At 69.4% G+C, this 12,624-nt stretch carries 8 protein-coding genes; 2 read left to right on the top strand and 6 right to left on the bottom strand.

Going from position 1 to position 12,624, the window contains the following annotated elements; all coding sequences use genetic code 11:
• Positions 1–107 precede the first annotated feature (107 nt).
• Positions 108–1,010: a tRNA (adenine-N1)-methyltransferase gene (locus tag ACFVYL_RS18870; RefSeq protein ID WP_389717290.1), complete on the bottom strand. Its 903-nt coding sequence runs from the start codon at positions 1,008–1,010 to the stop codon at positions 108–110.
• Between the two features lie 91 nt (positions 1,011–1,101).
• Positions 1,102–2,721: a site-2 protease family protein gene (locus ACFVYL_RS18865; RefSeq protein ID WP_389717288.1), complete on the bottom strand. Its 1,620-nt coding sequence runs from the start codon at positions 2,719–2,721 to the stop codon at positions 1,102–1,104.
• A 129-nt stretch (positions 2,722–2,850) separates the two neighbouring features.
• Here ACFVYL_RS18865 and ACFVYL_RS18860 point away from each other — a divergent pair, with 129 nt between their 5' ends.
• The gene (locus ACFVYL_RS18860; protein WP_389717285.1) at positions 2,851–3,732 is read left to right on the top strand and encodes a RecB family exonuclease; all 882 of its coding nucleotides are present in this window, start codon (positions 2,851–2,853) and stop codon (positions 3,730–3,732) included.
• Between the two features lie 14 nt (positions 3,733–3,746).
• A complete protein-coding gene (locus ACFVYL_RS18855) occupies positions 3,747–4,418 on the top strand; it encodes a response regulator transcription factor (RefSeq protein ID WP_030782872.1) in 672 nt (223 codons plus the stop codon).
• A 91-nt stretch (positions 4,419–4,509) separates the two neighbouring features.
• On the opposite strand, the gene ACFVYL_RS18850 is transcribed toward ACFVYL_RS18855, so the two are convergent.
• The 4 genes from ACFVYL_RS18850 to metH all read right to left on the bottom strand — a co-directional run bounded on the left by ACFVYL_RS18850 (position 4,510) and on the right by metH (position 12,441).
• A complete protein-coding gene (locus ACFVYL_RS18850) occupies positions 4,510–6,093 on the bottom strand; it encodes an ABC transporter substrate-binding protein (protein ID WP_389717282.1) in 1,584 nt (527 codons plus the stop codon).
• A 68-nt stretch (positions 6,094–6,161) separates the two neighbouring features.
• Positions 6,162–7,769 (bottom strand): ABC transporter substrate-binding protein, encoded by a 1,608-nt coding sequence (locus tag ACFVYL_RS18845; RefSeq protein WP_389717280.1) that lies wholly within the window; start codon positions 7,767–7,769, stop codon positions 6,162–6,164.
• Positions 7,770–8,107: 338 nt separating this feature from the next.
• Positions 8,108–8,803, bottom strand: coding sequence for an HAD family hydrolase (locus ACFVYL_RS18840; RefSeq protein ID WP_389717278.1), 696 nt, complete (start codon positions 8,801–8,803; stop codon positions 8,108–8,110).
• Between the two features lie 101 nt (positions 8,804–8,904).
• Entirely contained in the window at positions 8,905–12,441 is a 3,537-nt protein-coding gene (metH, locus tag ACFVYL_RS18835) for a methionine synthase (protein ID WP_389717275.1), read from the bottom strand.
• Between the last annotated feature and the right edge of the window lie 183 nt (positions 12,442–12,624).

The raw sequence follows: 12,624 nt of genomic DNA, 5'->3' as shown, positions 1-12,624 counted from the left end.
AACCAGTTTGGTCCCCTATAAACCACACGGCCCCGCCGCGTTTTCCCTGGTTCTTCCTGTTAACGCGGCGGCGGCGCCTGCTCATTGGGCGTGGTCCGCCGCGCGGGTCAGCGCGGGGTGCCGCCGTCGGCGTTGGGGCCGGTGTAGTCCTCGCCGTACGCGCCCTTGGCGGGGCGGCGGCGGCGCATGGGGGGCTCGACGCCGTCCGCGAGGCGGCGGGCGGTGAGCAGGAAGCCGGTGTGGCCGATCATCCGGTGGTCCGGGCGCACGGCGAGGCCTTCGACGTGCCAGTTGCGGATCATCGATTCCCAGGCGGTCGGCTCGTTGAAGCCGCCGATCTCGCGGATGGACTCGACGGTCCTGGCGAGCTGGGTGGTGGTCGCGACGTAGCAGCAGAGGATGCCACCGGGGACGAGCGCCTTGGAGACGACGTCCAGGCACTCCCAGGGGGCGAGCATGTCGAGGATGACGCGGTCGACGTCGGTGTCGCTGAGGTTGTCCTGAAGGTCGCCGACAGTGAGCTGCCAGGCGGGGTGGGGGCCGCCGAAGTAGCGCTCCACGTTCTGCTGGGCGATCTCGGCGAAGTCCTCGCGGCGCTCGTAGGAGTGCAGCATTCCCTGGTCGCCGATGGCCCGCAGCAGGAAGCTGCTGAGGGAGCCGGAGCCTACGCCTGCCTCCACGACGCGGGCGCCGGGGAAGATGTCGGCGAAGGCCAGGATCTGCCCCGCGTCCTTGGGGTAGACCACGGCGGCGCCGCGGGGCATGGACAGGACGTAGTCGGGGAGCAGGGGTCGCAGCGCCAGGTAGGCGACGTTTCCCGTGGTTCGGACAACACTGCCCTCGGGAGCGCCGATCAGCTCGTCGTGGGGGAAGGAACCCTTGTGGGTGTGGAAATTCTTCCCGGCCTCGAGCGTGAACGTGTAGTGGCGTCCCTTGGGATCGGTGAGCTGGACCTGGTCCCCGACCTTGAAGGGCCCGCGACGGCGGGCGGCACCGGTCGGTTCGGACATGTGACCAGCCTACCGGCAGCCGCGCGGGCCGCCGACCATGATGTCGGCGGCACCGGCGGCCTCGGCGGCTTTCGGCGGCCTCCGCGGAGGCCTAGGAGGGGCGGGCCATGGCCTTGACGAAGGCGCGCTCCACGTCCGCGGCGGACAGCACTCCGTAGATCTCGCCGGACTCCTCGACGACGAGGTACTCGGTGGCGGGGGTGGCCCGGAGCGTGTCGAGGAGCTCTTCGCCGGCGAGCTCGGCGGAGATGCGCATGCCTTCGGTGATGTCCTGGGCGAGGCCGCCGACGTCGACCCAGGGGCGGCGGTGCTGGGGCACGGAGACGATGGCCGCCTCGCGGACCACGGCCATGGGGTCGCCGTCGGGGTCGACGACGACGAGGGCGCGGGCCCCGGCGTCGTTGGCCCTGCGCAGCGCTTCGGAGAGGGGAGTCTCGCCCTCGACGGGGACGGCGCGGCGGGTCAGGGTGCGGGCGCGCAGTTCGGGCAGGTGCTGGCGCAGGCGGGCCATGCGCAGGCTGTTTCCGGCGCCGGTCCAGATGATCGCGGCGAGGATCGCGGCGAGCAGGGCGTCGGTGACGGTGTCCAGGCCGCCGATGTCCTGGGCCTCGCCGCCGAGGACGCCGGACTGGTTGAGCAGCGGCAGCCCGATGAGGACGGAGATGGCGAGGGCGCGGCCCACCCAGGCGGCGGCGACGGTGCCGCTCATGGGTTTGCCGGTGATCTTCCAGACGACGGCGCGCAGCATCCGGCCGCCGTCCAGGGGCAGGCCCGGGAGGAGGTTGAAGGCGGCGACGATGAGGTTGGAGATCATCAGTCCTGCGAGCAGGACGCCCGGGACGGTCCCGGGGTCGACAGCCTGCATTCCCGCGTAGAAGACACCGGCGAGGACGAGGGAGAGGAGGGGGCCGACGAAGGCCAGAACGAATTCGCGGCCGGGGGTCTCGGACTCCTTCTCGATCTCGGAGACGCCGCCGAAGAACTGCAGCTGGATGCGGCGTACGGGCAGCTTGAAGCGGAGGGCCGCGACGGTGTGGGCGAGTTCGTGGACGAGTACGGAGGCGTAGAAGGCGACCGCGAAGAAGAGCGAGACCAGATAGCGGGCGCCGCCGAGTTCGGGCAGGACGCGGTCGAGCTGGTCACCGAAGACCCAGGTGATGAGGGCGGCGACGAGGAACCAGCTGGGTGCCACGTAGACGGGCACGCCGAACGGCCTGCCCATGAGCAGCCCGCCGCCGGGTCCCTTCTGGGCCTTGGGCGGTACGGGGCCGCTCTTGCCGGCGGGGCCTTCGGGGGCGCTGGTGCGCCGGGGGGCGGTGGGCTGTTCGTCCGGTGCGCCCTGTGTGCCCTGCGTGCCCTGTGTGTCCTGGACGTCCTGCGGTGCCTTGGTGAGGGAGGTGCCGGGCCGGGGCTCGGGCTGTTGCGGTGTGCCGGCCGGGGGGTGCTGCTCTCTCGGCGGCTCGGCCGGGGGTGGGGTGTCCGTGCTGTCGTGCCGCGGCTGTGCCGGTCCTCCGGCCGGGCCTGCCGGGCGTTCCTGCTCGTCGGGCGCGTCCGCCGGGCGCTCCGGCTCCTTGGCCGGGCCGGCGGGGTGCGCCGGTTCGTCGGCCGTGCCGACCGGACGGGCAGGCTCCGGGGAGCCGTCCGTGTCGCGCGGCCGCAGGCTTTCGGCGCCGTCGGACTGCGGCCTGCCGCTCCCGCCGCTTTCGTCCACGATGTCCCCTCGTTCGAAGCATCCCTCGCCCCGGTCTGGCGCGGTCACCCGCACGATCATGCAGGGCGAGAGGGTCTGTCGTCGATGGTATGCGGCTGTTGTCAGTGTCGGGTCGTAGGGTCTGTCCTCATGGAAACCAGCACCGACGGCGCCGTGACGGCCGTGCGCCCGGCGTCTCTGTCACCCTCGCGCGCGGGCGACTTCATGCAGTGCCCGTTGCTGTACCGGTTCCGGGTGATCGACAAGCTGCCGGAGAAGCCGAGCGAGGCGGCGACCCGCGGCACCCTGGTGCACGCGGTCCTGGAGCGACTCTTCGACGCCCCGGCGAGTGAGCGCACCGCGCCGCGCGCGAAGTCACTCATCCCGGGTCAGTGGGACCGGTTGCGGGAGACGAAGCCCGAGCTGACGGAGCTGTTCGCGGACGATCCGGAGGGCGAGCGCATGGCGCGCTGGCTGTCGGACGCGGAGCGGCTTGTGGAGCGCTGGTTCACGCTGGAGGACCCGACTCGTCTCGAGCCCGCCGAGCGTGAGCTGTTCGTGCAGGCCGAGCTGGACTCGGGGCTGAAGCTGCGCGGGATCATCGACCGGGTGGACGTGGCCCCATCGGGCGAGGTCCGCATCGTCGACTACAAGACGGGCAAGGCCCCGCGTCCGGAGTACGCGGAGGGTGCGCTCTTCCAGATGAAGTTCTACGCGCTGGTGGTGTGGCGGCTGAAGGGCGTGGTGCCGCGCCGTCTGCAGCTCGTCTATCTGGGCAGCGGCGACGTCGTCACGTACGACCCGGTGGTGGCCGACCTGGAGCGGGTCGAGCGCAAGCTGCTCGCGCTGTGGGAGGCGATCGAGCTGGCGACGGAGACGGGGAACTGGCGGCCCCGGCCGACCAAATTGTGCGGTTGGTGCGATCACCAGGCGCTCTGTCCTGAATTCGGCGGGACTCCCCCACCGTATCCGCTTCCTGTGAGGGCGCCCGAGTCGGCCGGGGGCGAACAGGGCAGAATGGGCCCGGCCTAGCGAAGGAGAGTTACGTGGCGATCCGTGTCCTACTGGTCGACGACCAGCCGCTGTTGCGCACCGGCTTCCGGATGATTCTGGAGGCCGAGCAGGACATCGCGGTCGTCGGCGAGGCCGGAGACGGCCTGCAGGCTCTCGACCAGGTGCGGGCGCTGCAGCCCGACGTGGTCCTGATGGACATCCGCATGCCGCGGATGGACGGGGTCGAGGCGACCCGGCAGATCACCGGCCCTGGCCGGGACGGCCCGGCGAAGGTGCTCGTGCTGACCACCTTCGACCTCGACGAGTACGTGGTGGAGGCACTGCGCGCCGGCGCCAGCGGCTTCCTCCTCAAGGACGCCCCGGCCAACGAACTGGTGCAGGCGATCCGGGTGGTCGCCGCGGGCGAGGCGATGCTCGCGCCGAGCATTACCCGCCGCCTCCTCGACAAGTACTCCGCGCACCTGCCGTCCGGCGACGAGCCGGTGCCGGACACCCTGCACACGCTCACCGACCGCGAGGTCGAGGTCCTGAAGCTGGTGGCCCGCGGCCTGTCGAACGCGGAGATCGCCGCGGACCTGTTCGTGAGCGAGACGACCGTGAAGACCCACGTGGGCCACGTGCTCACGAAGCTGGGGCTGCGCGACCGGGTGCAGGCGGCGGTATACGCGTACGAGAGCGGTCTGGTGCGCCCCGGCGCGCAGTAGCCCGTACGAAACGAGTGGCGCACAGCACGGCGAAGGTGGCCGTCCCCTCGCGGGGGCGGCCACCTTCGCCGTCGTGTCTGCGGGGGCCGCGTCAGCCCTTGCTGATCTCCCAGAAGCGGAAGACCGTCGACGCGTCGAGGCAGGACTCCAGGCCGTAGACGCTGTCGCGGACGACCGCGTACTGCTTGGCCTGCCAGACCGGCAGGACGGGCAGCTGCTCGGCCACGATGTCCTGCAGCTCGCTGTACTGCTTGTCGGTCTTGGTGCGGTCGCTCTCCGTGGCGGTGCTCGGGATGATCTTCCCGGTGATGGCGTTGTTCTCGAAGCCGTTGCCGAGGACGTTGCCCTTGCCGAAGAACGGCTGCGTGAAGTTGTCGGGGTCCGGGTAGTCCGGCACCCAGCCCTTGACGTAGACGCCGTACTTGCCGGCCTCGATGTCCTTCTCGTACTGGTCGAAGCCGACGGACTTCACGTCGGCGTCGAACAGACCGGAGGCGTTGAGCTGCTTGGCGATGGCCCCCAGCTCCTGGTCCGTGGCCGGGCCGTAGCGCGAGGGGGTCGACCAGAGGGTGAGCTTGACCTTGCCGTTGATGCCGTCGCCGCGCAGTGCGGCGGCCGCCTTCGCGCGCTGCGGGCGGGCACCGTACGTGTCGAAGAACGCGGTGTTGTGGCCGCCGATGCCCGCGGGGACGATCGAGTACAGCGGCGTCGCCGTGTCCTCGTAGACCTCGTTGACCAGGGCGTCCCGGTCCAGGAGGTACGCGATGGCCTTGCGCACGCTGAGCTTGCCGGCCACCGGGTCCTTCATGTTGAAGACCAGGTGCTGGACCTCGGCGCTGGTGCCCTCGACGATGTCGACGTCCTTGCTGCCGGAGGTGTCCTGCTCGATGTCCGCGATGTCCGCGGCGGCGAGTCCTCGGTAGGCCAGATCGATCTTGTCGTCCAGGAGCGCCTTCTTGAGGCCCTTCTGGTCGCCGTGGAAGAACTTGATGGCCACGCCCTCGTTCTTCACCTTGGCGGTGCCCCGGTAGTCGGAGTTGACGGAGAAGACCGCCTGCTCCTTGCCGAACGAGTCCAGCTTGTACGGGCCGGAGCCGACCGCCTTGCCGTCCTGGCGCAGCGCGTTCATGTCGTACTCGCGGTGGTCCACGATCGAGCCCGCACCCGAAGCGATCTTGCTGGGGAAGGTCGCGTCGGAGTACTTCAGCTTGAAGACGACCGTCTTCGCGTCGGGGGTCTCCACCCGGCCGAGCATGGGGAACATGATCGCCGGACCGGCGTCGTCCTTGATGTGCCGCATGCGGTCGAAGGAGAACTTGACGTCCTTCGAGGTCAGCGCGTTGCCGTTGCTGAACTTCAGACCGTCACGCAGCTCGCACTTGAAGACCTTCGCCTTCTCGTCCGTGAAGCCGCACGACTTCGCGGCCTCCGGCTCGGGCTCCGTGGCGCCCTTGGGGAAGCTCAGGAGCGACTGGAAGACGTTGTTGAACAGGAGCCAGGACCCGGGGTCGTAGCCGGATGCCGGGTCGGTGGCGAGGACGTCGTCGGACATCCCCATCACGACCGCGTCGCCCGTGTCCCCCGCGCCGCCCGATTCCGAGCCGCAGCCGGTCAGCAGGGCGGCGGCGAGCCCTCCCGTGAGGGGAAGGGCCAGCCACTGGTTACGACATTTCACTTACGTGCCTTTGGTGTTGTGGTCGTTTCGCTGAACTTGAGGAAGTGGGCGCGGCCTCCGGGTGGAGGTCAGCCGCTCACGCCGCGGCCGAGCTCCCACAGCTGAAGGTTGGACGAGGAGTTGAGCGCCCATGCGATGCCCGTGATGTCGTCCCGTGCCGCGATGTACTGCTTGCCCTGCCACAGCGGGAGCACCGGCACGTCCTCGGCGACGATGTCCTGGATCCTGCGGATGCTCTTGGAGGCGGCGAGCCGGTCGGCCTCGCGACGGGACGTCGGGATCAGCTGGTCGTTGATCGTGTCGTTCACGTACGGCGAGCCGAGGAAGTTGTCCTTGTCGAGGAACGGGGCGAGGAAGTTGTCGGCGTCGGGGAAGTCGGGGAACCAACCCATGCCGTACGCCGCGTACTTGCCGTCGCGCTCGGCCGAGCGGAAGGTGCCCCACGGCACGCCCTTGAGCGACACGTCGAACAGGCCGGAGGCGTTCAGCTGCTTCTGCAGCAGCTCGAACTCCTTCTTGGTGCCCGGGCCGTAGTGGTCCGTGGTGTAGTGCAGCGTCATCTTCACCGGGGTGGAGATGTTCGCCTTGTTCAGCAGGGAGCGTGCCTTGGCCGTGCTCGGGTTGCCGTACTTGTTGAAGAACGAGTTGGCGTGGCCGGTGATGGTGGACGGCACCAGGGAGTACAGCGGGTCGGCGGTCGAGCCGTACACCGAGGAGGCCAGCGCGCCGCGGTCGACGAGCTGCGCGACGGCCTGGCGGACGGCCTTGCTCTTGGCCGCCGGCGCGTCGGTGTTGAAGGCGAGGTAGCGGATCTCCAGGCCCTGCATCTCGACCAGGTCGATCTTCTTGGTCGAACCGTTGGAGAGCTCCTGGACCTGCTTCGGCGACATGGTGCGCGTCATCAGGTCGATGTCGCCGTCCTCGAGCGCCTTGCCCATGGCGTCGGTGTCGGCGAAGTTACGCAGCTCCACCTTGTCGCTCTGGACCTTGAACCCGCCCTTGTACTTGGGGTTCTTGGTGAACACCGTCTTGACCAGATGGTCGCCCTCGACCGTCTGCTCGGCCGTGTACGGGCCCGACCCTGACACCTCGAAGCCGTCGCGCAGCTTGTTCTTGCTGTAGTGGTCCTTGCTGACGATGCCCGCGGTGGGCGTGGCCAGCTTGAACGGGAAGGTGGCGTCCGGCTTCTTGAGGTGGAAGACGATGCCGCGGTCACCCTGGACCTCGATCTCGTCGACGTTGGACACCAGGCCGTCCGAACCGCTGGGGTCCTTGAGCTTGATGTCGCGGACCCGCTCGATGGAGAACTTCACGTCGGCGGCCGTCAGCGGCTTGCCGTCGGAGAACGTCAGGCCCTTGCGCAGGGTGCAGGTGTAGCGCTCGTTGCCCGTGTCGGTGAAGCCGCACTGCTCGGCGGCCTCGGGCTGCGGGTCGCCGCCGCCGCGCGGCATGGCCATCAGCGTCTGGACGGTCTGGCGCAGCACGTTCCAGGAACCGGCGTCGTAGGCGTACGCCGGGTCGAAGGGCGCCGGAACATCCTTCGAGATGGCGAACGCGTCCGTGGTGCCGACGGCGATCGGGTTGTCACCGTCCGAGCCGTCCGAACCACCGCATGCGGCGAGCGCGGGGGCGAGCAGACCTATGACTGCCGGCAGCACCAAAGTCTTGCGGTTCATGCTCGACGTTCTCCAGAGCTCTTGATCCCGTGAATCCCGCAACGCGGGGTGAGGGTTGATGGGGCACGGGGGGTGGGGCGATGTTCTCGCGACGAGATTAGTCCGCACCAGATGAGCGCCGGAGAGGGCGTGAACCCTGTATCAATCACGCTGCGAAACCGGGCGTGGACACACCGATAACCCGACACCGGAAGGTTTCGTGCACGCTCCCATCAATCGGGACACAACGCCACGCCCCTGTGACCCCGAAAAGGACCCTGTGCATACGTCACCACCCCTGTCGACCCCCGCCGCAGTGGGAAACGTCACACCCTCGAACAGGGTCCCGGCGGGAGCTGTCAGAGGGTCATCAGCCCTTGCAGGAAAGGAAGGTTGACGTGTTCGAGGGAGGGGACGACGGTGCGGCCCGCGACGGCCGGGATGGGCGCGACCGAGGGCACGGCCACCACCCGGCAGCCCGCGGCCTCCGCGGCGGCGACGCCGGTGGCGGTGTCCTCGATGACGGCGCATCTCGCGGGCTCCGCGCCCAGGCCCCGGGCCGCGAGGAGATAGGGATCGGGGTGGGGCTTCGTGCGCGCCACCTCGTCGCCCGCGACGGTGAGTTCGAAGTGGTGGGCGCCGATGGAGTCGAGGACGCGGTCGATGATGCGGCGGTGCGAGGCGGACACCAGGGCCATCGGCACGGCGTGCGTGGCGAGTTCGGCGAGCAGGCGCGCGGCGCCCGGCATCAGCGGCAGGGAGCGGCTGATGCGGTCCTCGAAGCCGTCGTTGAGCAGCACGGTGAGCTCGGGGACCGTGATGTCGGCGCCGGTGGCCTCGATGAGGAAGCCGGCGCTGCGCGTCATGGGCCCGCCGACGACGACGTCGCGCCAGGCCTCGTCGAGCGCGTGCCCGAGGGAGGCGAACACCTCGACCTCGGCGTCCCACCAGAAGCCCTCGGTGTCCACGAGGGTTCCGTCCATGTCGAGCAGGACGCCCTGCAATGCGGAACCTTCGGCCATTCGGGTGCCGAGCGCGGGAACCGTACTGGTCATGGCGACCACACCTTCCATGAGGGACGAGAAGGCCGGTCGCCTCCTTGTGACGGGAAGGCGACCGGCCTGCACTGGACCGACCAGTGTACGACTGCGCCGGATCAGCGCGCGTTGAAATATTTCGCCTCGGGATGGTGGATGACGATCGCGTCGGTGGACTGCTCGGGGTGGAGCTGGAACTCCTCCGAGAGCTGGACGCCGATCCGCTCCGGCTGGAGCAGCTCGGCGATCTTCGCGCGGTCCTCCAGGTCGGGGCAGGCGCCGTAGCCGAGCGAGAAGCGCGCGCCGCGGTACTTCAGCGCGAACATGTCCTCGACGTCGGCCGGGTCCTCACCGGCGAAACCCAGCTCGGAGCGGACGCGGGCGTGCCAGTACTCGGCCAGGGCCTCGGCCAGCTGGACGGACAGGCCGTGCAGTTCGAGGTAGTCGCGGTAGGAGTCGGCGGCGAACAGCTCGGCGGTGGCTTCCCCGATCTTCGAGCCGACGGTGACCACCTGCAGCCCCACCACATCGGTCTCGCCGGACTCCTCGGGGCGGAAGAAGTCGGCCAGGCACAGCCGCCGCCCGCGCCGCTGGCGCGGGAAGGTGAAGCGGGTGCGCTCGGAGCCGTCGTCGCCCAGCAGGATCAGATCGTCGCCCTTGGACACGCAGGGGAAGTAGCCGTACACCACGGCCGCCTCCAGCATGTTCTTGGTGTGCAGGTCATCCAGCCAGCCGCGCAGGCGGGGCCGCCCCTCACTCTCCACCAGCTCCTCGTAGGTGGGTCCGTCGCCGGTGCGGGCCTGCTTGAGGCCCCACTGGCCCTTGAACAGGGCGCCCTCGTCCAGCCAGGACGCGTACTCCTTGAGCTGGATGCCCTTGACCACCCGGCTGCCCCAGAACGGCGGCGTGGGCAGGGGGTTGTCGGTGGCCACATCCGAGCGGGCGGGCTGCTCGGCCTCCTCCACCTCAAGCACCGCCGTGCTGGCCTTGGTCGGCACCCGGCGCTGCTTGAGCTCCGGCAGGCTCGCGCCGGGCACGCCGCGCTTGACCGCGATGAGGGCGTCCATCAGGCGCAGGCCCTCGAACGCGTCGCGGGCATAGCGCACCTCGCCCTCGTAGATCTCGTGCAGGTCCTGCTCGACATAGGCGCGGGTCAGCGCGGCGCCGCCCAGGATGACGGGGAAGTCGGCGGCCATCTTGCGCTGGTTGAGCTCCTGCAGGTTCTCCTTCATGATCACCGTGGACTTCACCAGCAGCCCCGACATGCCGATGACATCGGCCCGGTGCTCCGCGGCGGCGTCCAGGATCGCCGCGACCGGCTGCTTGATACCGAGGTTGACCACGGTGTAGCCGTTGTTGGACAGGATGATGTCGACGAGGTTTTTGCCGATGTCGTGCACATCGCCGCGGACGGTGGCCAGCACGATGGTGCCCTTGCCCTCGTCGTCGGTCTTCTCCATGTGCGGCTCCAGGTAGGCGACCGCGGTCTTCATCACCTCGGCCGACTGCAGCACGAAGGGCAGCTGCATCTGCCCGGAGCCGAAGAGCTCACCGACGACCTTCATGCCCTCCAGGAGGGTGTTGTTGACGATGTCCAGCGCCGGAGTGTCCTGCAGCGCCTCGTCGAGGTCGGCCTCCAGGCCGTTCTTCTCACCGTCGATGATGCGGCGCTGCAGCCGCTCGGCCAGCGGCAGGGCCAAAAGTTCCTCGGCCTTGCCCGCCTTCATCGACTTCGTCGAGACGCCCTCGAACAGGGCCATGAGCTTTTGCAGCGGGTCATAGCCCTCCGCGCGCCGGTCGTAGATCAGGTCGAGGGCGGTGGTGACCTGCTCGTCGTCGAAGCGGGCGATCGGCAGGATCTTCGAGGCGTGCACGATCGCCGAATCCAGACCGGCCTTGACGCACTCGTCCAGGAACACGGAGTTGAGCAGGACGCGGGCGGCCGGGTTGAGGCCGAAGGAGATGTTGGACAGGCCCAGTGTGGTCTGCACGTCGGGGTGGCGGCGCTTGAGTTCGCGGATCGCCTCGATGGTGGCGATGCCGTCCTTGCGGGACTCCTCCTGACCCGTGCAGATGGTGAAGGTCAGGGTGTCGATGAGGATGTCCGACTCGTGGATGCCCCAGGTGCCGGTGAGGTCGTCGATCAGGCGTTCGGCGATGGCGACCTTGTGCTCGACGGTGCGGGCCTGGCCCTCCTCGTCGATGGTCAGCGCGATCAGCGCCGCGCCGTGCTCCTTGGCCAGCGCGGTGACCTGGGTGAAGCGCGACTCGGGGCCGTCGCCGTCCTCGTAGTTGACGGAGTTGATGACGGCGCGCCCGCCCAGCTTCTCCAGCCCGGCCTGCAGGACGGGCAGTTCGGTGGAGTCCAGGACGACCGGCAGTGTGGAGGCGGTCGCGAACCGGCCCGCCAGTTCGGCCATGTCGGCCACGCCGTCACGGCCCACGTAGTCCACGCACAGGTCGAGCATGTGCGCGCCCTCGCGGATCTGGTCGCGCGCCATCTCGACGCAGTCGTCCCAGCGGCCCTCCAGCATGGCCTCGCGGAACTTCTTGCTGCCGTTGGCGTTGGTGCGCTCACCGATCGCCATGTACGCGGTGTCCTGACGGAACGGCACCGTCTGGTACAGCGACGCGGCGCCGGGCTCCGGGCGCGGCTCGCGGCGAGTGGTCTCCTTGCCGCGCACCCGCTCGACGACCTGACGCAGGTGCTCAGGAGTGGTGCCGCAGCAGCCGCCGACCAGGGAGAGGCCGTACTCGCGGACGAAGTTCTCCTGGGCGTCGGCCAGCTCGGGAGCGGTCAGCGGGTAGTGGGCGCCGTCCTTGCCGAGGACGGGCAGGCCCGCGTTGGGCATGCAGGAGATCGGGACGCGCGAGTGGCGGGCCAGGTAGCGCAGGTGCTCGCTCATCTCGGCCGGACCCGTGGCGCAGTTCAGGCCGATCATGTCGATGCCGAGCGGCTCCAGGGCGGTCAGCGCGGCGCCGATCTCGGAGCCCAAGAGCATGGTGCCGGTCGTCTCGACAGTGACCGAGCAGATCACCGGGAGGTTCGCGCCGGTGGCGTCGAGGGCGCGGCGGGCGCCGAGGATGGCGGCCTTGGTCTGCAGGAGGTCCTGGGTCGTCTCGACCAGGAGGGCGTCGGCGCCACCGGCGATCATGCCCTCGGCGTTCGTCTGGTAGGCGTCACGCAGGACGGCGTACGGGGCGTGCCCCAGGGTGGGCAGCTTGGTGCCCGGGCCCATCGAGCCGAGCACCCAGCGCTGCTGACCGGTGTCGCGGGTGAACTCGTCGGCGACCTCGCGGGCGATGCGGGCGCCGGCCTCGGAGAGCTCGAAGTTCCGCTCGGGAATGTCGTACTCGTTCAGGGCCGCGAAGTTCGCGCCGAACGTATTGGTCTCCACGCAGTCGACGCCGACCGCGAAGTACTCCTGGTGCACCGCGCGCACGATGTCGGGGCGGGTGACGTTCAGGACTTCGTTGCAGCCCTCGAGCTGCTGGAAGTCCTCCATCGTGGGGTCCTGCGCCTGGAGCATCGTGCCCATCGCGCCGTCGGCCACCACCACACGGGTGGCCAAGGCCTCGCGGAGGGCGTCGGCTCGGGTCCTGCTCTCGGACGAAACAGGCGTGGGCTGCGACGACGGGGTTGGCGACGAGGCCATGAAAGAGCTCCCTGGAGTGCGACGGCTGTCGGCTTTGCGCCTTCTGGTTGGAGGGCGCACTCGGCCAGGGTAGCCGGGACCAAGGTCCCGCGGTGAAGTAGTCCACGAGACGGACGGGCGGGGCGGACATGGCTCGTTCGCATGCTTGACACGGGGAGCGTGGGCAACACGGTCTGTCCGCGC

The sequence above is a fragment of the Streptomyces sp. NPDC058308 genome (genome assembly GCF_042880275.1).
Taxonomy (GTDB): domain Bacteria; phylum Actinomycetota; class Actinomycetes; order Streptomycetales; family Streptomycetaceae; genus Streptomyces.
The sequence above is the reverse complement of the archived record's forward strand: the minus strand, read 5'-3'. Positions and strand labels throughout refer to the sequence as shown.

What these genes read in the sequence shown, in the direction of transcription:
- ACFVYL_RS18870 (WP_389717290.1), bottom strand. Translation starts at nt 1,010, where the DNA reads ATGTCCGAACCGACCGGTGCCGCCCGCCGTCGCGGGCCCTTCAAGGTC.
- ACFVYL_RS18860 (WP_389717285.1), top strand. Translation starts at nt 2,851, where the DNA reads ATGGAAACCAGCACCGACGGCGCCGTGACGGCCGTGCGCCCGGCGTCT.
- ACFVYL_RS18845 (WP_389717280.1), bottom strand. Translation starts at nt 7,769, where the DNA reads ATGAACCGCAAGACTTTGGTGCTGCCGGCAGTCATAGGTCTGCTCGCC.
- ACFVYL_RS18840 (WP_389717278.1), bottom strand. Translation starts at nt 8,803, where the DNA reads ATGACCAGTACGGTTCCCGCGCTCGGCACCCGAATGGCCGAAGGTTCC.
- metH (WP_389717275.1), bottom strand. Translation starts at nt 12,441, where the DNA reads ATGGCCTCGTCGCCAACCCCGTCGTCGCAGCCCACGCCTGTTTCGTCC.